This window comes from Bacillus sp. ISL-46, from assembly GCF_018613205.1.
In genome coordinates this window covers 22831-44202 of the sequence record NZ_JAGGQR010000010.1, presented here as the reverse complement: position 1 = coordinate 44202, position 21372 = coordinate 22831, and the positions used below count along the sequence as shown (strand labels likewise).

At 36.1% G+C, this 21372-nt stretch carries 24 protein-coding genes, 3 pseudogenes and 1 riboswitch; of the genes and pseudogenes, 19 read left to right on the top strand and 8 right to left on the bottom strand.

Going from position 1 to position 21372, the window contains the following annotated elements:
* Positions 1 to 84: 84 nt before the first annotated feature.
* A pseudogene (locus J7E67_RS32250) lies at positions 85 to 181 on the bottom strand (EamA family transporter); the annotation flags it as partial.
* 380 nt (positions 182 to 561) lie between these two features.
* Between J7E67_RS32250 and J7E67_RS04450 the strand changes: the two are divergent.
* From J7E67_RS04450 to J7E67_RS32030, 5 genes and pseudogenes are all read left to right on the top strand, one after another.
* Entirely contained in the window at positions 562 to 2250 is a 1689-nt protein-coding gene (locus J7E67_RS04450; protein ID WP_214716776.1) for a DUF6044 family protein, read from the top strand.
* A gap of 23 nt (positions 2251 to 2273) precedes the next feature.
* Positions 2274 to 3266 (top strand): glycosyltransferase family 2 protein, encoded by a 993-nt coding sequence (locus J7E67_RS04445; RefSeq protein WP_214731095.1) that lies wholly within the window; start codon positions 2274 to 2276, stop codon positions 3264 to 3266.
* An 8-nt stretch (positions 3267 to 3274) separates the two neighbouring features.
* Positions 3275 to 3706, top strand: coding sequence for a GtrA family protein (locus J7E67_RS04440; protein ID WP_214716774.1), 432 nt, complete (start codon positions 3275 to 3277; stop codon positions 3704 to 3706).
* A 24-nt stretch (positions 3707 to 3730) separates the two neighbouring features.
* Positions 3731 to 3847: pseudogene (locus tag J7E67_RS32245) on the top strand (hypothetical protein); the annotation flags it as partial.
* Between the two features lie 63 nt (positions 3848 to 3910).
* Positions 3911 to 4133 (top strand): annotated as a pseudogene (locus tag J7E67_RS32030) (hypothetical protein); the annotation flags it as partial.
* 298 nt (positions 4134 to 4431) lie between these two features.
* Here J7E67_RS32030 and J7E67_RS04430 read toward each other — a convergent pair.
* A complete protein-coding gene (locus J7E67_RS04430) occupies positions 4432 to 4587 on the bottom strand; it encodes a hypothetical protein (RefSeq protein ID WP_214716773.1) in 156 nt (51 codons plus the stop codon).
* 142 nt (positions 4588 to 4729) lie between these two features.
* On the bottom strand, positions 4730 to 4915 hold the full coding sequence (locus J7E67_RS04425; RefSeq protein WP_214716772.1) for a hypothetical protein: 186 nt from the start codon (positions 4913 to 4915) through the stop codon (positions 4730 to 4732).
* Between the two features lie 255 nt (positions 4916 to 5170).
* Here J7E67_RS04425 and J7E67_RS04420 point away from each other — a divergent pair, with 255 nt between their 5' ends.
* The 4 genes from J7E67_RS04420 (at position 5171) to J7E67_RS04405 (ending at position 8547) form a co-directional block, all read left to right on the top strand.
* Positions 5171 to 5359: a hypothetical protein gene (locus J7E67_RS04420; protein ID WP_308161349.1), complete on the top strand. Its 189-nt coding sequence runs from the start codon at positions 5171 to 5173 to the stop codon at positions 5357 to 5359.
* Between the two features lie 98 nt (positions 5360 to 5457).
* A complete protein-coding gene (locus tag J7E67_RS04415; protein ID WP_214716771.1) occupies positions 5458 to 5805 on the top strand; it encodes a hypothetical protein in 348 nt (115 codons plus the stop codon).
* Between the two features lie 231 nt (positions 5806 to 6036).
* On the top strand, positions 6037 to 7917 hold the full coding sequence (htpG, locus tag J7E67_RS04410; RefSeq protein WP_214716770.1) for a molecular chaperone HtpG: 1881 nt from the start codon (positions 6037 to 6039) through the stop codon (positions 7915 to 7917).
* Between the two features lie 399 nt (positions 7918 to 8316).
* Positions 8317 to 8547, top strand: coding sequence for a hypothetical protein (locus J7E67_RS04405; RefSeq protein ID WP_214716769.1), 231 nt, complete (start codon positions 8317 to 8319; stop codon positions 8545 to 8547).
* A gap of 100 nt (positions 8548 to 8647) precedes the next feature.
* On the opposite strand, the gene J7E67_RS04400 is transcribed toward J7E67_RS04405, so the two are convergent.
* Positions 8648 to 8851, bottom strand: a complete 204-nt coding sequence (locus J7E67_RS04400) for a VOC family protein (protein ID WP_214716768.1) — start codon at positions 8849 to 8851, stop codon at positions 8648 to 8650.
* A 216-nt stretch (positions 8852 to 9067) separates the two neighbouring features.
* Here J7E67_RS04400 and J7E67_RS04395 point away from each other — a divergent pair, with 216 nt between their 5' ends.
* A complete protein-coding gene (locus tag J7E67_RS04395) occupies positions 9068 to 10051 on the top strand; it encodes an aldo/keto reductase (protein ID WP_214716973.1) in 984 nt (327 codons plus the stop codon).
* 110 nt (positions 10052 to 10161) lie between these two features.
* Here J7E67_RS04395 and J7E67_RS04390 read toward each other — a convergent pair whose 3' ends face one another.
* Both J7E67_RS04390 and J7E67_RS04385 read right to left on the bottom strand, forming a co-directional pair.
* Positions 10162 to 10707 carry a TetR/AcrR family transcriptional regulator gene (locus tag J7E67_RS04390; RefSeq protein ID WP_214716767.1) on the bottom strand — a complete coding sequence of 182 codons (546 nt, stop codon included), beginning with the start codon at positions 10705 to 10707 and terminating at the stop codon, positions 10162 to 10164.
* 359 nt (positions 10708 to 11066) lie between these two features.
* Complete coding sequence (locus J7E67_RS04385; protein WP_214716766.1) at positions 11067 to 12455, bottom strand: aminotransferase-like domain-containing protein; 1389 nt, start codon at positions 12453 to 12455, stop codon at positions 11067 to 11069.
* 224 nt (positions 12456 to 12679) lie between these two features.
* Between J7E67_RS04385 and azlC the strand changes: the two genes are divergently transcribed.
* From azlC to J7E67_RS04370, 3 genes are all read left to right on the top strand, one after another.
* Complete coding sequence (gene azlC, locus J7E67_RS04380) at positions 12680 to 13423, top strand: azaleucine resistance protein AzlC (RefSeq protein WP_214716972.1); 744 nt, start codon at positions 12680 to 12682, stop codon at positions 13421 to 13423.
* Complete coding sequence (locus tag J7E67_RS04375) at positions 13420 to 13752, top strand: branched-chain amino acid transporter permease (protein ID WP_214716765.1); 333 nt, start codon at positions 13420 to 13422, stop codon at positions 13750 to 13752. The genes azlC and J7E67_RS04375 overlap by 4 nt, the downstream gene beginning before the upstream one ends.
* 349 nt (positions 13753 to 14101) lie before the next feature.
* Complete coding sequence (locus tag J7E67_RS04370; RefSeq protein WP_214716764.1) at positions 14102 to 14473, top strand: iron chaperone; 372 nt, start codon at positions 14102 to 14104, stop codon at positions 14471 to 14473.
* Between the two features lie 142 nt (positions 14474 to 14615).
* Here J7E67_RS04370 and J7E67_RS04365 read toward each other — a convergent pair whose 3' ends face one another.
* The gene (locus tag J7E67_RS04365; RefSeq protein ID WP_308160737.1) at positions 14616 to 15425 is read right to left on the bottom strand and encodes an MFS transporter; all 810 of its coding nucleotides are present in this window, start codon (positions 15423 to 15425) and stop codon (positions 14616 to 14618) included.
* Between the two features lie 112 nt (positions 15426 to 15537).
* Here J7E67_RS04365 and J7E67_RS04360 point away from each other — a divergent pair, with 112 nt between their 5' ends.
* The 6 genes from J7E67_RS04360 (at position 15538) to J7E67_RS04345 (ending at position 20559) form a co-directional block, all read left to right on the top strand.
* Positions 15538 to 16452 carry a VOC family protein gene (locus J7E67_RS04360; RefSeq protein ID WP_214716762.1) on the top strand — a complete coding sequence of 305 codons (915 nt, stop codon included), beginning with the start codon at positions 15538 to 15540 and terminating at the stop codon, positions 16450 to 16452.
* A 451-nt stretch (positions 16453 to 16903) separates the two neighbouring features.
* Positions 16904 to 17353, top strand: coding sequence for a CBO0543 family protein (locus tag J7E67_RS32240; RefSeq protein ID WP_374102993.1), 450 nt, complete (start codon positions 16904 to 16906; stop codon positions 17351 to 17353).
* A 96-nt stretch (positions 17354 to 17449) separates the two neighbouring features.
* Positions 17450 to 18475 (top strand): threonine aldolase family protein, encoded by a 1026-nt coding sequence (locus tag J7E67_RS04355; RefSeq protein WP_214716761.1) that lies wholly within the window; start codon positions 17450 to 17452, stop codon positions 18473 to 18475.
* A 93-nt stretch (positions 18476 to 18568) separates the two neighbouring features.
* A riboswitch (ZMP/ZTP riboswitch) is annotated at positions 18569 to 18649 on the top strand.
* Positions 18650 to 18832: 183 nt separating this feature from the next.
* Positions 18833 to 20032: a phosphoglycerate dehydrogenase gene (locus tag J7E67_RS04350; RefSeq protein ID WP_214716760.1), complete on the top strand. Its 1200-nt coding sequence runs from the start codon at positions 18833 to 18835 to the stop codon at positions 20030 to 20032.
* Positions 20033 to 20163: 131 nt separating this feature from the next.
* Positions 20164 to 20289, top strand: coding sequence for a hypothetical protein (locus J7E67_RS31760; protein WP_285290631.1), 126 nt, complete (start codon positions 20164 to 20166; stop codon positions 20287 to 20289).
* A 123-nt stretch (positions 20290 to 20412) separates the two neighbouring features.
* Positions 20413 to 20559: a hypothetical protein gene (locus tag J7E67_RS04345; protein ID WP_214716759.1), complete on the top strand. Its 147-nt coding sequence runs from the start codon at positions 20413 to 20415 to the stop codon at positions 20557 to 20559.
* A 272-nt stretch (positions 20560 to 20831) separates the two neighbouring features.
* Here J7E67_RS04345 and ppnP read toward each other — a convergent pair whose 3' ends face one another.
* Positions 20832 to 21146: a pyrimidine/purine nucleoside phosphorylase gene (ppnP, locus tag J7E67_RS04340; RefSeq protein ID WP_214716758.1), complete on the bottom strand. Its 315-nt coding sequence runs from the start codon at positions 21144 to 21146 to the stop codon at positions 20832 to 20834.
* Between the last annotated feature and the right edge of the window lie 226 nt (positions 21147 to 21372).

The window sequence follows — 21372 nt, the reverse complement described above, 5'->3', positions numbered from 1 at the left end:
TAAGGGCTATGCCAATTACATTTACCAAACTAAGCTTTTCCCCGATAATTACCGGGATTTCCCCTAAATTCCCCTCGAAAATGAACACTCCCATTAAAAAGATTGCCATAATGATGGCCCTAATGGCCGTCGCAGTGTTGGCATCAATATTTTGTAAACCTAATTTTCCAAATACGGACACTAATGCAGCTGATGTAGCTGAAAGTAGAGCAAATACAAGTCAGGACATATCCACTCACATCCTTCTTTTTCTATCAATCTACTGTTTCGACTTTAGGAACACTAATCCCCTTACTATGGATTTTTTAATTAACTTTTAATATTGCATTAATACAATTTTTAGGTTATCAGACTATACTTTACCTGTATCAATATATTGAAACTTTTGATAAGTGATCATCGAATATAGAAAGATATAAAGTAAAGGAGTAAAAAGGAAATTCATTAAAATTCTTAAACTGTCTGATAATTTGGAGATGCACATAAACAGGTAGCAAATGTCATAAATGAAGCAAACGATGATATTAGTTTACGAAGAAATTTATATAATGTGGTGAAAAAATGTTTAATTTTTGGAAAAACGCTAATCAAGAGAAAAAGCATTTATATTTTGCAATACTTTTATTGATAGTTTACGTTTCGCCCTTATTTATTTTAGGGGAAAACGCCCATATTAGGATTCATGATAATTTAGATTCTAACATTGCCTGGTACAAAGTGTTGAAAAATAGCGGACAATTATTTGGCGGAATTAACAGTACAATCCCGCAAATTATTAATGGCCTGCCGCGAAATGCTTTTGGAACCGAATTCAGCGGGATTCAATGGCTGCATAACTTGTTTCCATCCATGCTCGCGTATTCCATAAGTCAATCGATTACAAGAGTGTTTGCCTTTTTAGGTATGTATCTACTTCTAAAGAAGCATTTTGTAAGAGATGAAGAAGCGTACCTTATCCGTGTATGGGTATCGGTGGCTTTTGCCCTGACCCCATTTTGGCCGTCCGGTATGCTTAGTACTTTGGGAATGCCACTTGCATTATGGGCTTTTTTGAATATTAGAGAGGGTAAACATACCTGGAAAGAGTGGCTCACTCTTATATTGTTACCTTTCTATTCTAGTTTTGTGTTAGGATTTTTCTTCTTTTTATGTTTCATGGGGTTATTGTGGCTAAGAGATTTTCTTGTGAAACGAAAAAGCAATTGGTGCTTCTTTTCCAGTATCGCACTAATGACAGTTATTTATTTACTGATAGAGTATCGTCTTGTTTACTCGTTAGTGTTTCCCGAAGCACCAACCAGCAGAAATGATTTTGTTAATTCAAAGCTTGGACTTTGGCGCACCATCCGATTAGTTTTTAAAAACTATTTTTTAGGCCATACACATGTATTAACACTTCACACCTTAGTAATCGTCCCTCTTTCTTTTCTAGTTCTATGGATGTTGAAAAATAAAAAAAGAAACTGGTTAGAAAATCGCTATCTTTATCTTTTCATGTTTAATATCGTTTTATCCGTTTGGTATGCTTTTTGGTTTTATAAAGGCTGGGAGCCGCTAAAGGAGCGCGTCTCACTCTTAAATACATTCAACTTTGCAAGATTTCATTTCCTAAGACCGTTAATCATTTACCTCATGTTTGCAGTTGGTTCCTATTTACTTTGGAGGATGGGAAAGAATTGGCGGAGATTTGTTAAAATATGTCTCATTGTTCAGATTTTCGTCTTGTTTGCAGCAAATGATGAAATTGTCTACAGGAGTGCTGGAAAGCCCTCTGTAAAGCAATTCTATTCGACAAGCCAATTTCATGAAATTAAAAAATATATCGGTAAACCCCAAAGTAGTTACAGGGTGGCAAGTATAGGACTCCACCCGGCGATTGCTCAATATAATGGTTTTTATACACTAGATACCTATAATAATTTCTATCCCTTAGCTTATAAACGAGAGTTTCGGAAAATTATTTCGAAAGAATTAGATAAAAGTCCTACCTTGAAGGAATACTTCGATGAATGGGGCGGCAGATGTTATCTTTTTGTCGCAAAATTAGGTAAAAAATATGATTTTAAAAAAGATTCAAAGGTAAAGATTGACCATTTACAACTTAATACAAAAGTATTTAAAAAGATGGGCGGACAATATATCTTCTCAGCAGTCCCTATCTTAAATGCGGATGAAAATGGGCTTGTATTCAAAAAGGCCTTTGAGCAAAGAGATTCTGCCTGGAAAATTTACCTTTACCAAGTCAAATAATGTGGTTACAGGAGTGATTCCATATGAATAAACCGGTGTTAACGATTGTGGTCCCTTGTTTTAATGAAGAGGAAGTATTAGCTGAAACGTCGGCACAATTATCTTCTGTTTTATTTGAATTAATGGAGGAGTCGCTTATTTCAATAGACAGCAAGATCCTCTTTGTAGACGATGGCAGCAGGGATCGGACCTGGGAATTAATTGAAGTGGAAAATGAAAGAAATCCAAATATAAGAGGATTGAAGCTTGCTAGAAATGTTGGTCATCAAAATGCACTCTTAGCTGGATTAGAGATAGCCTCTAAGCAATCAGATTGTGTCATTTCAATCGATGCGGATTTGCAGGATGACATAAAGGTCATCCATCAATTTATTGAAAAGTTTTGGGAAGGACAGGATATTGTCTATGGTGTAAGGGATAGCCGAGAGACGGATACGTATTTTAAGCGGACAACTGCTTTAGGTTTTTATCGGATGATGGAAAGAATGGGGATAAAACTTGTCCCAAACCATGCAGATTTTCGTCTTATGAGTAAACGTGCTTTAAATGAGCTATTAAAATATAAAGAAACAAACTTATTTCTTCGTGGACTTGTTCCACTTGTAGGTTATAAATCCACAAAGGTCTACTATGACAGAAAAGAGAGATTTGCTGGAGAATCAAAATACCCACTAAAGAAAATGCTTGCCTTCGCATTTGATGGAATGACATCCTTTAGTGTCGCCCCAATTCGATTTGTCACATTTATTGGATTTATGGCCGTGTTAATAAGTGCCATAGCAGAGGGCTATGCGATAACCCAAGAAATATTAGGTCACACTGAATCCGGATGGACTTCTTTAATTATTTCCATTTGGTTTGTTGGAGGTTTACAAATGTTGGGTATTGGTATTATTGGAGAATATATCGGTAAAATCTATCATGAGGTTAAAAGACGGCCAAGATATGCTGTTGAAAAAGACTTATACTCGCGTTTAGTAGTGGAACAACTGCAAAAGGCAGCAGTTGAAAAATAGGAGAAGCTATGAAATATTCATTCGTTCGCTTTATTATAGTAGGAATTGTTAATACTGTGGTTGGGTTATCCGTTATGTATCTTCTTTTACATCTACTTGGACAGTCCTATTGGATGGCCACTTTTGTTGGCAATTCAATTGGAGCCTTTGTTAGTTTTATTTTAAATAGAAATTTTACGTTCAAAAGCCAAAATTCAATGTCAAAGAGTGCGGTCCGCTTTGTAATTGTTATCTTGTGCTGTTATTTCCTTTCATATGAAATGGGAAGGCGTTTCGTGGTAGACATGTTAAAAAATAATGACTTCATCCCAAAGAATATTCAAACTGATCTCTCAGTCCTAGTTGGTACTTGTTTGTACACGGTATTAAATTATTTAGGACAAAAGCTATTTGTGTTTTCAAAAAAGGATACCGCTATATTCAGTACTGATTCAAAATAAATAAGAAAAAGAGGAGAATTTTAAATGAGTTATTCAGGGGATATACAAAATCCATCCAGTGGCCGTCAAATGTTGAATAATGATCCAGAAGTTACAATCTTCTTCTGGATCATTAAAATTTTGGCAACCACGGTGGGGGAGACAGCTGCAGACTTTTTGAACGAGCAATTGCCACTAACCCAATCAGTACAGCAAACATTGCACTACAAATTCAAGCTATATGCAGTGCTGTCCTTCTGGATTGCCTATGTCTTGGACCCGTCCATTCGGCGCTTCTCTTGGTGATTTCCTGTCACAGTCTCAAAAAAACGGTGGTCTTGGTTTGGGTACGGTGGGAACCAGCACAATCTTCCTGATAACCATCTTGGGATTGCTTACCTACCTAACTAAGACGAAGATCGACTCTCCGAGTATAGTAGAGAAGTAGAACTTGTCTTGGTACAATATTACAAGTTTATTAGGGAAAGAAAATGGACGTTACGTGATTATATTATTCTTGTGATATTATTGCCGGATATTTAACGAGCGGATTTTGGTAACAGTTCCATTTGGTTTTTCCAATACTATGAAAAAAAGGTTACACCAAGAAATATAAACGAGGAGAATAATGGTGAAAATTATAATGGAGTAGCCATACTCCTTTTCAATTTTGATCTTATTCGCTTTTTCTTCACAGTATTGGAATTACTTTATAGAGATCGTACATGTTCTACCCTTAGATTAAATCAGCTAGGATCGTTTTCATCCAGAGACAAAACAGTTACATTTGTTGAATCCCCATTTTCAATTTCTGTTTGAGTGGCATCTCTATTTAGTACATCCTCTGTATCCATACCTTCTGCAATAGTTGGATCTCCTTTTGAATATGTATCTTTTTTCATTTTAGATTCTCCTTTAAATCGGTTTGAGTAATAAATAACACTATTTTATTGTTTGCAAAAATAATTAATTTATTTTATTAGTTGGATAACATTTAATTCAAAGAGAAAAGCACCCTATTTAGAGTGCTTTCCATAATCATATTTACTTACTGAACAAACTTCTAACTCCTTTATAAATTAAGACGAGTGAGAAGATTAAAACAGTTAGTATACCAATGATATCAGTGATTGGGGAAACGCTTTCAAGAAATGAATCAGCTAAGGGAACTCTAATAAGTGCGAAACCAGATAAAATTGTAGCAAGAAATAAAAAAATTCGATTATCCATTTGGTTTACCCTCCTTCCGATGCGATTGATAAAATATATGTCAATATTGTTACGGATATGTCAATTGCGTAAAAAATATAATTACAAAAGAAATGTGTAGAAGTGAAATGATTTTAGAAATAAGGAGGAAGAATGAACCAATAAAACTCAATTTAAGTCTAAATGTAAAATTGACATAATATTTTCATAAATTGCACATTTAAAAAGCCAATTAATATGATATGTTATACAAAAATAGTTCCCAAAATGGTGGGTGTGAATCTGGCTAACTTTTATGATAAATTACCGCTCGATGTACTTGCACAATTTCTTTATCATATTAATAAAAAAATTGAAAATGGCATACTTTCCAAATCGTTGAACTATGAAATTGAACTCATCAATAATTGCGTTAATAAAAAGGGATTAAGTATTACAGAATTAGATAAATATTTAATTAAATAGTTGGTTTTTAATTTAAATGAGAGTTGGGTTTGCAGCCTTTTTTCATATTCCCATTAGGAAGAAAAGCGTATTAATATGCCGAAATTCGGAGGTTAACCATGTTTATTAAAACCTTAGAAAATACAGAAGTTAGCTCAGTCATTTTTATTAGAGATTATTTGCAGTTTTATTTTGAAGGTGAACAGATTAATGGAACCTTGACTACATATTCATTGCCAGTTTCAGTCGTGAATGGCCGATATTTTGAAAGCGCCTCATTAGGATATCGAGATTCTTTATGTTCTCTTATTAACCATCAAGTAAAGAAGTCGAAAATTATTAGTGATCAAAATATTGTTTTAACATTCGATAATGATGATAGGTTAGAGGTTTCATTAAAAAAAGAAGATCGTAGTGGACATGAGGCAGCAATGCTCCGGGTCAATAACGAGATTGCAGTTTGGTAAAAACGCTCTTCATAAAACGGAAGAATAAGCTGCCTTTATTGGTGGCTTTTTTTCACTTTGTTAAAAGATTTGTGAAATAAAAATAGATACTTATTGACACGACAACGTGAAATATGATATTTAAATATATGGATTAGCACTCAGGTGGTGAGAGTGCTAATAGGTGCTGATTTACTTTTTAGATAATCTAAATCAGTTTTTACATATTAAGAATAGAAAGGGGCTTTTTCTATGTCGAAGATACAGTTTAAAGCAGAATCTAAACGATTACTAGAGATGATGATTAACTCCATTTATACTCACAAAGAGGTATTTTTAAGAGAGTTAATTTCGAATGCCAGTGACGCCATTGATAAAATTTATTACAAAGCCTTAACTGACGATGCTTTAAGTTTTGATCAATCCAATTATTATATTAAATTAGAAGCTGACAAAGAAAACCGTACACTTAAGATTATCGATACAGGGATCGGGATGACCAAAGAAGAACTGGAAACAAATCTTGGGACGATTGCCAAAAGTGGTTCCCTAGCATTTAAAAAGGAAAACGAATTAAAAGATGGCTATGACATTATCGGTCAGTTCGGAGTAGGTTTTTATGCTGCTTTTATGGTTGCTGACGTAGTTACTGTGATTAGTAAAAATTTAGATAGTGATGAGGCTTTTAAATGGGAATCCACAGGTGCTGATGGATATACGATTGAGCAGGTAGAAAAAGATTCAGTTGGGACAGAAATTATTTTAAAGATTAAAGAAAATAGTGAAGATGAAAACTATGATGAGTATTTAGAGGAATATCGCTTAAAAGCGATTATCAAGAAATATTCAGATTTCATCCGTTATCCAATCAAAATGGATGTTACCAACAGAAGACTCAAGGAAGGCAGTGAGTCCGAATACGAGGATTATCAAGAAGAAGAAATTATCAATAGCATGGTTCCAATTTGGAAAAAAAATAAGAGCGAGCTTACCGATGCAGATTACGAGAACTTTTATACCGAAAAACGCTACGGTTTTGACAAGCCAATTAAACATATCCATATCAGTGTCGAAGGGACCATTAGATATAATTCAATCCTATATATTCCTGAAAAAACTCCGTTCGACTTCTATTCGAAAGAATTTGAAAAGGGCTTAGAACTCTATTCCAATGGGGTTCTGATCATGGAAAAATGTGCTGACCTGCTGCCAGACCATTTCAGTTTCGTTAAAGGGATGGTCGATTCCGAAGATTTATCTCTTAACATTTCAAGAGAAATGCTCCAGCATGATCGCCAATTGAAGCTGATTGCTAAAAACATTAACAAAAACATCAAAAGCGAATTACTAAGCCTTCAAAGGAAAGAACGAGAAAAGTATGAAGAATTTTATCAATCCTTCGGTCGTCAGTTAAAGTACGGAGTTTATAATGACTTCGGTGCAAACAAAGAATTATTACAGGACCTGATCATGTTCTATTCTTCTAAAGAGAAGAAACTGGTTACGTTAGATGAATATGTATCAAGGATGCCAGAAGATCAAAAATATATTTATTACGCTTCCGGTGAATCGATTGAACGAATTGAAAAATTACCACAGGCCGAATTCGTTTCTGAAAAAGGCTATGAAATCCTTTATTTCACTGAGGATATCGATGAGTTCGCAATCAAAATGTTAATGACCTACAAAGAAAAAGAATTCAAATCCATCTCAAGTGGTGACCTGGGAATCGAAGGGGAAGAAAACAAGGACGATTCCGAATCAACAGAGACGGAAAACAAAGAACTCTTTGACTATATGAAAAATATTTTAGCGGATAAAGTGAAGGATGTAAGGATTTCAAAAAGGTTAAAGTCCCACCCGGTCTGCCTGGCAACTGAAGGGGAAATATCGATTGAAATGGAAAAAATTCTTGCTGCGATGCCGAATAACCAAAATATCAAAGCGGATAAGGTCTTAGAAATCAATAACAATCACGAAGTCTTCCAATCATTAAAAGAAGCATTTGAAAACGATAAATCAAAATTAGATCTCTATACCAAGTTATTATACAATCAAGCACTATTGATTGAAGGATTACCAATTAGTGACCCAGTAGAATTTACGAATGATATTTGCAAAATAATGGTGTAATCTTCTAATGAACTGGCCGTTCTCGCATAAAGTGAGGGCGGCTTTTTAATTTTCATAGGCAAGTATCTGAAATGGTAATATTTAGATCATTGGCGACAGAAATCTAATAAAAATGGCTAATATGGTATCCTATAGGGCTTATTGGCAACAATAATCCGATAAAAAAGGTGAAAAATGAATCCAATAGGGCTTATTGGCAATAATAATCTGATAAAAAAGGTGAAAAGTGAATCCAATAGGGCTTATTGGCGACAATAATCCGATAAAAAAGGCTAAAATAGTATCCAATAGAGTTCATTGGCGACGTTTTTCAGATAAAAAATCCATGAAATGTATCCAATCAGTGTTTTTTATAACAATAAAAAAATACTTCAGTTAAAAGAAAGGCAGGCTACTAAATTGATAAGAGAAATTGTTGTCGAGGCTGACAGTGTAATCATCGATGGGGTGGAAATCTATGGCACATTTGTGAGAGAGTACTGTAAGTCTTGTGGGAATGAATTAATCCTTTATGAGTTATATGATTCGGAATTTTGTCCTCAATGCAACGAGTGGAAAGCTAATGTTTGTGGCGATAATAGTTGTACCTTTTGTAAGGAAAGACCAGAAAAACCATTACCGTTGAAATAGACATTTTTTCCTTAAAAAGAAAAGGCTATCTGTTGTGCGATTCTAATATTTCCTATCAAAATAACTCTTCTTACTTTAATGAGTAAAATCTGTATACGTATTACCTACCTACCAATCTATCTTCTCTTATTAAATAATCATTTCCATCTTGATCTTTAAATGAGAACATGTTTCCAAATGGAAGTCTTAGCATTTCCTCTACTGATACTCCATTTTGTTTCATTTTTTCAAAAGCTGCTTCAATGTCAGTGGTGCTGAAAAGAATGGAGGGATGGGCAACTTTAGAAGGTTGATGTTGTTCCATATTCTACTTAGGAGGGTTTACTGAAGGTCTACTATTATTGGAGCTAGTGTGTTGATTTTATTTATTTTCCTTACAATTTTTAGAGATAATGAACAATTTTAATGGATTTGTTTAGTAATACACAAATTCCGTTCATTTAACAATTGAATGTGCTTTCCTTCTGGTTATAATAGGAAATAGTTAACTATGTTATTTAAGAAAGCGAGGACAAATCAATTGGATTATATGAAACTTGGAAATACCGGTTTGGATGTATCTCGGCTTTGCCTTGGCTGTATGGGTTTTGGTGTAGCAGAGAGTTGGATACATCCTTGGGTAATAGGTGAGGAACAAACTCGTCCTATTATTAAAAAAGCCCTTGAGTTAGGAATCAATTTTTTTGATACAGCAAATGTATACTCAGATGGAACAAGCGAAGAGATTGTTGGAAAAATTTTAAAGGAATATGCCAATCGAGATGAAGTCGTTCTTGCAACAAAAGTATATTTCCCTATGCATGCAGGTCCAAATGGAAAAGGTCTTTCTCGAAAGCATATTATGAGTGAAATTGACAAGAGTCTTAAACGGCTAGGGACAGATTATGTGGATCTTTATCAAATACACCGGTGGGATTATAATACCCCTATAGAAGAGACTATGGAAGCATTGCATGATGTTGTGAAGGCTGGTAAGGCAAGATACATTGGTGCTTCTGCCATGTTGGCATGGCAGTTCCTAAAAGCAAACCATGTCGCTGAAAAAAATGGTTGGACGCGGTTTGTATCCATGCAGAATCACTTAAACCTTTTGTATCGTGAAGAGGAACGTGAGATGCTGCCGTTATGTAAGGAAGAAAAAATCGGAGTGATTCCGTATAGCCCGCTTGCTTCAGGAAGATTGACGCGTGATTGGGCTGAAACAACGCATCGTTCCGAAACGGACCAAGTACAAAAGTCTAAATATGATGCTACTGCTGATACGGACAGATTGATCGCGAAGCAAGTTGCTGCCATTGCCGAAAAACGTGGCGTACCTCGCGCCCAAATTGCACTTGCTTGGTTGCTGCAAAAGGAACCGGTAATAGCTCCTATTATTGGGGCTACAAAAATATCGCATCTTGAAGATGCAGTACCAGCTCTTTCAATCAAGCTAACACCTGAAGAAATAGCATCACTAGAGGAACCATATGTACCGCACCCAGTAGTTGGTCCCTTAGTTTAGGTCAACACGAGCTATACATTGTGTTTTAACGGTGTTCATGATAACAAAGACCAAAACAGTAAAGAAACGGAACTTCCTTCGGAGCAGTGTGCCAACACTGCTCTGTTTTTTTATAAATTCCTATCTAATAAAATCCCTACTTGTTCTGCCATCACACGAGGCGTACAAGGCATTCCATTGTTGAACCACCATTCCACTAGCCCTACGTAAGAAGTGACAATAAATTGAAGAATAATATCTTCATTTAATCCTTGATTTTTTCCTTTTGCTACATCCACTTCATCTTTAAATTCTTCGATGAGAAATTCAAGGAACTGATTACGAAATGAAGGGGCTCCTTTACTGGCTAACATCGTGGAAAAGAATAAATAATGATTTTCAAGGTATTCGAACCAAGGGAGATTTGCATCTATATAATCCAATTCAGATGACGATTCACATATCTCCCGTAGTTTTTCAATATGTTCTGCAATGAGCTTATCCAGTAGATCATATTTATCCGTGTAATGAAGATAGATCGTTCCCCGGCTAACATTGGCCCTGTCGGAAATATCTTGTATTGTAATGTCATCAAAATTTTGTTCGGACATCAATTCAATAACTGCTTTTTTAATCGCTTCTTGGCTTTTGGCTATTCTTCTATCCACTTTAGGCATTGTGAGGGTCACCAAACTTTCATAAAGATATTTAACAATTTAAATGGATTTGTTCATTACTTAACAAAACGTGTTTATTTAACCATTGTAAGTATTTTGTATCTGATCATAATTATAGACATGTGTTCACTAATTTATCAATGTTTATTATATAAATCATCTTGATATGGGAAAATCGAATAATGTACATTCAAATTTTTAGTATTACCAAGTAAGAATTGTGTTGTCTTAATGTGTAACAATCATAAAAACCTAATGACCCGTGTTCTAAGTGTCCCAGGTGCAAAAGCACCATTTGAAAAAACTACTATTGGAAAAAAACGGATGATTTTTCTCATCCGTTTTTCATGTTGTTCGAATTAATTGAGATACTGTCTTAATATACTTAATCCTATTTTTAACTCATCTAATGAGTTTGTGGAAGCTAGTGCAATACGCAAATACTTATCAGGGGTGGTCTGCCCACTTAAAAAACGATCAGAATGAAAGACTCTGATACCTTGTCTTTTCAAATCCGATTCAAGCTGAAAGGCATCGTTAAATCCTTGAATTGGAAGCCAACGATAAAAACTAAAAGGGTGTCCAACATTCTTCCTTAAAGGAAAATATTCAAAATAAATATCATTTGCAGTTTGTGCAAGCTGTTTCTTTAGAGAGACAATTTCATGAGCCTTCCCTGATAAGATAAGCTCTGTGATCACCTCTGCGTCTAAAGAAGAGGTTTTTACATTGATGTTAAAAATAGCCCGCTGAATTTTCTCGCATAACGCATCACCATAGACCATATAGGCAACTCTTAAGCCAGAACATATGGACTTAGAGGTGCCGCAAATATAAATGCTCTGTTCTGGGAGTGAATTGAACATTGGCTGCTGGTAATCGGAGATTATACCTGCCGTCAGAAAAGCATGAATATCATCCTCAATTAATATTAAACGATGCTTACTGATGACTTTAGCTAATTCTTGCTTTCGAAACTCTGGAATCATCACTGTGGTAGGATTACAGCAAGAGGGCATTAGGAAAATGCCGTGAATATTTATTTGGCTACACTGCTTTTCAAGTTCGACTGGTAATATCCCAAACTCGTCTCCAAGAATGGGGACTAACTGAATATGGAACATTTTTGCCAACTCGATAAAATTTGAATACGTGTATAAATCGGTGGCAATTCTATTGCCAGGCTCAAACAAAGCAGCTAAAGCAATTGCCAGTGCATTTTGGGCACCAGAAACGATTGCTATATGCTCATGGTCCGTGTGAATTCCGAAAGACTCAATCCAGTTTAGAGCTGCTGTTTTTTGATGTAGAATCCCTGTCGGTTCGTTGTAGTTTAGTAGCTGTTCTACATAACTTTTGTTCACAACCTTTTGAATAACCTCTGTTACGATAGCATTGGTTTGCTCAAACGATGCCACAAATCCGAGCTCAATGAGGTTTGCTGTTTTATCAGCGGAAATGGTTATAGAACGGGCGGCATTTGGAGCTACAAATGTTCCACTTCCCGTAACGGCATAAATCAATCCCTTGACCTCACATATTTTGTAGGCACGGGTAATCGTGGTGAAGTTTAAGTCAAGAAAATCCGCTAATTCTCGTTGCGGAGGTAACTTTGTCCCAGGTGCCAAAAAGCCATTAATAACATCCTGTTCAAGTAGTAACGCAAGAGATTTATAAAAAGGACGATTTAAGGCTTTCTTATCAGGTTTCCAAGACATTGGATAATTTTCAAATGAATTGATTGGCATAGTACACCTCTAATATTTGTTTTCCATACAATCATATCATTTTTGTATGGAAAACTTATAATTAAATCGGATCGTTTGAAAAGGTGAAGAAACGAGTTTGTTTTATGTATGGAAAAATCAATCTGTACCCTCGTTTTGATAAAAGGGGGTATTTTCTATGTAGGGATAATTGTAATCCATACAATTTTTGAGTTTTTTGTATGGATTTTGTATGTTAAATTTAAATAAATTTAGCAATTGAGGATGTGAATCATTTGAAAAAAAGAAATCAAATATGGATTGCATTTCGTGCGGCTTTTCCATATACAGTCCCCATTTTTGCTGGATTTGTATTCTTGGGAATTGCATATGGCATCTATATGAATTCATTAGGGTTTAGTGCATTTTACCCGATTCTGATGAGTCTATTCATATTTGCAGGATCAATGGAGTTTGTGGCAGCCAATTTATTGCTTGTCGCTTTCAATCCGATTAACGCCCTTTTTCTAACTTTAATGGTGAATGCACGACATTTGTTTTACGGCATATCCATGCTGGATAAGTATAAGGGAATTGGGAAAAAGAAGATCTACATGATTTATGGGCTTTGCGATGAGTCTTTTTCAATCAATTGTACTGTTGATATTCCGAAGAATGTAGACAAGGGCTGGTTTATGTTCTTTGTGACACTACTCAATCATTCCTATTGGGTCATTGGTTCAGCAATTGGCGGCATTTTTGGATCACTTGTCAAGTTCAACACAGAAGGACTCGATTTTGTTATGACAGCTCTCTTTGTAGTCATTTTCATTGAACAGTGGATGAAAGAGAAAAAGCACCACAGTGCTCTCATCGGTGTTGGGCTTTCAACTGTCAGTCTCTTTATTTTTGGCGGAGACCACTTCATTATCCCTGCGATGTTTGCCATTCTTGGGATACTGACCCTCCTTAGAAAGCCAATGGAGAAAGTTGAGGTTAGCACCATATGACAATGAGTTTAACGCAACAGATTATTACGATTGCTATGGTGGTTTTGGGCACAGTGCTTACAAGGTTTCTTCCATTCATCGTTTTCCCATCGGGAAAGCCTACACCGCAGTATGTACAGTATCTCGGTAAAGTGCTGCCAACAGCAGTAATTGGGCTTTTGGTCATTTATTGTTTTAAGGACGTGAGTTTAGTTTCTGGAAGTCACGGTTTACCTGAATTGATTGGGGTAGTAGTAGTGGCATTGCTTCACTTTTGGAAGAAAAACATGCTCCTGTCTATAGCTGTAGGAACGATTGTATACATGATTTTGGTTCAATTGGTATTTTAATTCATCACGTATACCATCCAGTTTATTGAAGCAGCAAAACCAGGACACAGAATAGTTGCCCATGCGACTGAAATAAGACGAAACTTTCGTACAGGATTTTATCGAATTGACAATTTTCATGAGCAAAATCTAATTGCAACCATGGTGTCAGTGTCATATCGTAAGGATCATTATTTTATTGAGCTTGATGAACAAGTCTGAGTCGACGACCTTTTTTCTTGTTTCACAAACGAGGCAGTTTTATGGAAGAAGGAGATTGTGTATTATCTGTAGAAGTTTAAAAAGTTACAAACGAATGGGTTTGAGGAATTTCTCTGAACGACTACATTTTATTTTAGGAGGGAACAACATGGAAGTTTTTGCAGAATATTTAGCGCATATTGATAACCCGCAACATCGGGCCCGAACGGAAGAAGTTTTGGCTTGGGTATCTAAGAAATTTCCAAATTTAATGCCAAAAGTTGCGTGGAATCAGCCTATGTTTACCGATCACGGCACATTTATTATTGGCTTTAGCGTAGCCAAACATCATTTGGCTGTTGCCCCTGAAAGGGCAGGGATTATTCATTTTTCTGATGAAATTGTGCAGGTTGGCTATGACCACACCAAGCAGTTGGTACGTATCCAGTGGGATAATCCGGTTGATTTCACATTACTTGAGAAAATGATCGAGTTTAATATTTTGGATAAGGCAGACTGTTCAACTTTTTGGCGGAAATAATGAGCGTAAAAACAACCACTTTTTTGGTTGCTTTGGTTTTAGGATTTGATTTTAAAAGCGTTCCCGAAGCAAATGAAATTTATCGTGTGCAATAAGAAAAGCGGCAACTCATGAGATTGCCGCCGTTTGTATTGATTAATTTCTAACTAGCAAGTTGTTGTTTGATAGAACTATATATGTAGTTTCTTAGTAATATGGATACCAAACTCAATAGTAAGAATAGTAATCCACCTAAAACGATATATTGAGTACCCATTCCTGATATAAATAATCGGCCAACGGCTGTACCAAATGTTATCCCTAAGTTTCCAAATGATAGAAACAATCCATTAGCGAAATCAGGAGCTTCTGGAGCCGCAGATGTAATCCAAAATTGATTAATCATACCTCCAATAGCAAATAACATTCCCCATGTCAAAACAGTGAGTATCATAGGTAATGTGGACTTCCCCGTTAGAAATGACAATACATAAACTATTGCTAATACGATTGGGTAAGATGTTACAGTTTTCACGGCATTTTTAGTAAGCAACTTACCACCTACTAGGTTTCCTACTAAACTTGCTAAACCAAGTAAAAATAAAACCAAACTTAAACTTTTTCCCGATATATTAGTAGTCGTTTCAAGGTACTCTGCAATGTAACTATTGATACTAGATTGTGAAGAACCTATAAATACGACAGTAGCAATAGCTAACCAAGTAATTGGTTTTTTTAATACGCTTAATTGGGTTCCGTAAGAAAGTCCTTCTTTAACAGGCATAGATGGTACGAATAATAATGTAGCTATGAATGCCATAGCGTTAACGATAGCAAAGAATAACATCGCCATTTCTATGGAAGTTTCACTGGCAATATAATTAGTGATTGGTGAACTAACTAATAAACCTGCGGTTACTCCCAACATTACTTTAGAAACAGCCTTTGGTGCTACTTCCTTGCTGCAAACTATAAGAAATTAAAACAGAATGAAAATGGTAAAATAAATTGGAAAGATAACTAATTTCTTTACACTGGAATTTTGGACACATTCTTGTCGAATAAAAATTAAGGAGGAATAACTATTGTCAAAAACAAATCAAAAAATCGTTCCGCATTTATGGTATGACAAGGAGGCAAAAGAAGCAGCCGAGTTTTACGCTTCGGTATTCCCGGACTCAAAAATTACGGATGTAACAACAATCCACGATACTCCTTCAGGTGACTCCGATATTGTCTCGTTTGAACTTTGGGGGCAGAAGTTCATGGCAATCAGTGCAGGGCCCTATTTCAAGCTCAATCCGTCAGTGTCTATCGTCGTAAATTTTGACCCATCGCGAGAAAAAGAAGCGGGAGAAAAAATAAATGAGGTTTGGAACAAATTGTCCGAAGGTGGCACCGTGTTAATGCCACTTGATAAGTATCCGTTCAGTGAGAAGTTTGGCTGGATTCAGGATAAGTATGGTTTGTCCTGGCAGTTAATCCTTACCAATCCAGATGGTGAAGAGCGGCCTTCATTAGTGCCGTCACTTTTGTTTGTCGGCGATAATGAAGGCAACGCGGAAGAGGCGATTAATTTTTATTTATCCGTATTTAAGAACGCAAAGCAGGGACTTATCGCCCGCTACCCTAAGGGCATGGAACCTGACAAAGAAGGAACCATCATGTTCTCTGATTTCATGCTTGAAAATCAGTGGTTTTCCGCAATGGATAGCGCACATGAGCACAAATTCAGTTTTAACGAGGCATTCTCATTTATGGTGTACTGCGACACACAAGAAGAGATTGATTACTACTGGGAAAGGCTCTCTGCCGTTACTGAAGCCGAGCAATGCGGCTGGCTGAAAGATAAGTTTGGCCTATCCTGGCAGATTGTGCCAACTGAGATGGACGAGATGATGAGCAAAGGCACTCCAGAGCAACTTGCGCGCCTAACGGAAGCATTTCTTAAAATGAAGAAATTTGATCTTGTGAAATTACAGAAAGCATACAAGGGCTAATGAGAATACAGCCTACGGAAGATCTGAGTTAGTCGATCAAATGATGAAGAGTTCAGTGAAATGCTTATATGAAACTAAATTTTCCTTGATGAATGATAATTTTACATAAAAATGTGATTGAATTAACGGGTGCAAGAGTTTAAAATCCGGCTACATAGCCGGATTTTGTGTTCTTCGACTAACGATGCATGTGATATTTAATGTGGAAGACGGCATTCTGTTAGTTGTACTTCGAAACAGAATTGTTCATTGCGCTTTGAGAGAAAGTAAAATGATTGAATTTTGCCATATCCAAATCCATTGAACAAGTTATTTAAAAAGCAATATAGAATTATAAAAGAGACCCTCAGAGGTCTCTTTTATAATGAACTTCTTTCATAGAATAGACGAAACCAAATTTTGGAATACTGTGGGTAGTATGTAAAGCCGGATATAAGGAGGGAAATTTAAGATGTGGATCCTAATTTTTATCATATTTATTATCTTTAATATAATTTCCTTTTTTGTTCCAAAAAGGATAGGCAGAATTGAGATTTATGCCACTTGTTTTTTTGCTTATGCATACGGAATGACGACTGACATGGTACTCGATTTGCATTATCATCTTTATGGTTATTTTGAAAAGGGTTTTCAATGGAAATCTCTTCTTGGGATCCTTCTCTACTTTCCTTCCATTAGCTTTTTATTTCTTAATTATTATCCGTCAAAAAGAAAGATAGCTTATAAAGCACTTTATATTATCCTTTGGTCCATATTCTCAGTGATTTTTGAATGGTTCACCGTGCAAACTGAATTTTTTTATTATAGTGGATGGAAACTTTGGTATTCTGCGGTAGTATATCCGCTCATCTTTTTAATTCTTGTAATTAACATGAAATTTGTTCAAAGACTAATTAGATAATTACCGATTTATCCTCTAATTACCCATCTTTCTTTAAGAAATATGTTAGGATGGACATGAAGTTACACTTATAAATAATTAGACGGGGGCAATCTGATGTATAGCTTTAAGAACGATTACAGTGAAGGCGCACATCCTAGAATATTAAATGCTTTAATAGAATCCAATCTTGTCCAAGATGATGGCTATGGGGAGGATCAATTTTCCCAAAAAGCGGTTGAACTGTTAAAGGAGAGAATGGGACGGACAGACGTTGATATTCACCTCTTATCGGGCGGAACACAAACAAATCTAATTGCGATTTCTGCTTTCTTAAGACCGCATGAAGCAGCAATGGCAGCGAGTACTGGCCATATTTTGGGGCATGAAACAGGAGCCATTGAAGCGACAGGACATAAAGTACTATCAATTGAAACAGAGAACGGGAAACTTACCCCATCTGATGTGCAAGCGGTACTCGACGGTCATCCAGATGAGCATATGGTCAAACCTAAGCTGGTATACATATCAAACTCCACCGAAATTGGCTCAATTTATAACCGGAGTGAACTCGTGCAGTTAAGTGATTTTTGTAAAAAGAACCATCTCATATTGTATATGGATGGTGCAAGGTTAGGCTCAGCACTTTGTTCAACAGAAAATGATCTTCAGTTTAGCGATCTGCCAACACTTGTGGATGCCTTCTATATCGGGGGAACAAAGAATGGGGCGCTTATTGGTGAGGCTTTGGTGATTTGCAAGGATTCTCTTAAGGAGGATTTCCGATACCATATGAAGCAAAAGGGAGCACTGCTCGCGAAAGGGAGACTTTTGGGCACCCAGTTTCTTGAACTATTCAGGGACAATTTGTTCTTTGATTTGGCCGCGCATGCTAATAAGATGGCTACCATACTTAGAGATGAAATCAGCAAAGCAAATATTCCGTTTCTAACCCATTCACCATCGAATCAAATCTTTCCGATTTTACCAAATGCGCTGATTTCGGAATTAGAGAACCATTATGCCTTTCATATTTGGGAAAAGGTCGATACCGATCACTCGGCGATTCGACTTGTAACATCCTGGGCAACAAAAGAGGAAGAGGTAGCAGCTTTCCTTGAGGATTTGAAAAAATTAATGTAAGAAGTGGAAATAATTTGAACACAAACCTCAAAAAATAATGCCTTTTCTAGCTTGATTATTGTAAGAAAATTTGATATAGTAAGAGAAATTAAAAAGACGATGTGTAACTGGCGAAACACGGATTACCGTGAGGGAGCACATAATGTCTCGTAGCCGTTCGCCTGGGCAGAGGTAGGGATTTATTCCTTACCTCTTTCTGTTTATAGGAGGGGATATTTCAACCGGCTAGGAGCCAAGATTACTTTAATATTTTAAAAATCAAGTAGATACAGATTTTAATAAAATTTGACCATTTCCGCTTGCTTAATGAATTTAGGGAATTTCAAACTATCATATAAGAATAGAGGAGAATACGAGATGAGCACAACAACACTAGACAAAATGAAAACAATCAAAACGTTAAATAATATCGCTGAGAGCGGGCTAAATGTATTCAATAAGGATCATTTTACGATTGACAATGACAGTGAAAATCCTGATGCGATTGTTGTGCGCAGTTTTAATATGCATTCACTAGAATTAGGTCATAATGTAAAGGCCATTGCACGTGCCGGAGCGGGTGTTAATAACATTCCGGTTGAAAAATGTACAGAACAGGGAATTGTGGTTTTCAATACCCCTGGTGCGAATGCGAATGCTGTAAAAGAAATGGTTCTTACTACATTGATGGCTTCATCCCGAAACCTTTTTGACGGCATAGCATGGACAAAGACATTAGAAGGCCAAGGTGACCAAGTACCGAAGCTAGTTGAAGCAGGTAAGAAACAATTCGTTGGAAAAGAAATTAAGGGGAAAACGCTGGGAGTAATTGGTTTAGGCGCCATCGGAGCACTTGTAGCGAATGATGCCCTTGATTTAGACATGGACGTGATTGGTTTTGACCCGTTTATTTCTGTTGATACAGCTTGGAATTTGTCTAGAAATGTTCAGCGCGCGATGACGATTGAACAGTTGTTTGCTAATTCTGATTATATTACGGTTCACGTTCCATTAACCGATGACACAAGAGGAATGTTTAACCAAGCAACCTTTAGCATTATGAAGCCTGGAGTTCACATTTTGAATTTCTCACGCGGAGAGCTTGTGAATGAAACAGATATGGCAGCAGCGCTTGAAGGCGGCAAGGTTGGTAAGTATATTACAGACTTCCCAAATGAAAATGTATTGAAAATGAAAAATGCAATTCCAATCCCTCATCTAGGTGCATCTACGCAAGAATCAGAGGAAAACTGTGCAATTATGGCTGCTCGCCAGGTGAAGAATTTTCTGGAAACCGGAAATATCAAGAACTCAGTGAATTTTCCGAACGCATCCATACCTTATACAGGAAAGAAACGTGTGGCAGTATTCCATAAAAACGTTCCAAACATGGTTGGACAGCTTACACTAGCTATTTCAAGCTATAATTTAAACATCGCAGACATGATTAATAGAAGCCGTGGTGAATATGCTTATACGATGATTGACATTGACAATAAAGTAAATGGCGATATCATTCCTAGTTTGCAAGAAAAAATCGATCAAATCGGTGGAATCGTAACCGCACGTATTATATAAACAAAAAAGTTCAAGGTCCCATTAATAAAATTAATGGGGCCTTGAACTTTTTTTATTTCTGATGTTTTTCTTTGATTAATTGTATCTTGATTTTTGTCTGTTTTATAATCATACTTGCTGGGGTCAAAAGCATGGCCATTTCTAGTGGGTTTTTACTTCCGCTTGTTCTGTTATTTGGGATATTTATTGCTCTTATTAACACACACGTAAAAGACCCAAGGCTGCAGGGATTTATGCGGGATATTAATCAGGTATAAGGACGAGAATTGTATACCGTAATTACTCCTTTGCAAATATTACGTAAGATAAGGTAACAAAAATGGAGACTCACAAAGATAATTGTATTAAATTATCTATATATAAATATTAGAGGGCTTGATATGAGCACGAATGACAAAGTTCTTTTTGCTGGAGATGTATATACGATAATATACGATTATAAAAATGGTCTGTACGAAATTAAAAAAGAAGATGAACGCGGGAAAGTGGTATTGGTTACTGAAAATGAGATAAATATGTTGTTGTAATTTTTATAAGAGGTGCAATCGATTCTAGAGTCTATTCATTTAAGGGAATAGGCTTTTTTTAATAAAGCAACTGGCAAAGGCAGTAAGGTAAAACTTTACGGAAGGGAGAAGACTTACTTGATTGTGGAAAGTAAGTCTATCTTTGATGCTTAAAAGTAGTCTGTTTTTTCTAAGTCTCTTATTAGCGGGTCAGTTCAACCTTATGGGCGAGTCTTTTGTTGTGAAAAAAGCTATACCATTAAAGAAAATATAGTATTTTTATAAATATATGATTACTCTGAAATATAGGAGCAGCAGTAATCAACTACTGAGTGGACTTTTAATTGAAACTTTTCATTTGCAGGTACATAGAAAACACCCGATCCATCAATGACTTTCCAATCTTCTCCTTGTAATTTATATTCTAAAAACCCCGCTAAAATTTCCATTTCTTCTTTTAAATCTGTAGAGAAATCGTAATCCCCTGGCAGCATAATTCCTAGTGTCTTCTTCGTTCCATCTTCAAATAAAACCGTCCGACTCGTTACTTTTCCGTCAAAGTATGTATTAGCTTTCTTGATAATCGTCACATGATTAAATTGTTCCATAGCTTCAATCTTCCTCTCTTCTTAGATACAACCAATTTAACATAAAAATACTTTAGTATAAATAGACAGTAAGAATAAATAGCATTTGAAAATTTCTTTACCAAGGTTGGGGAAATCAAGCTTTCTTATCTTTTGAGATCCCTGCTCCACTAAAACCTCCTCTCTCTCTTTCAAAACTCATCATAGTTTTCTTATCTACAAAAGAAAATGTACAAATGCTCCAAAT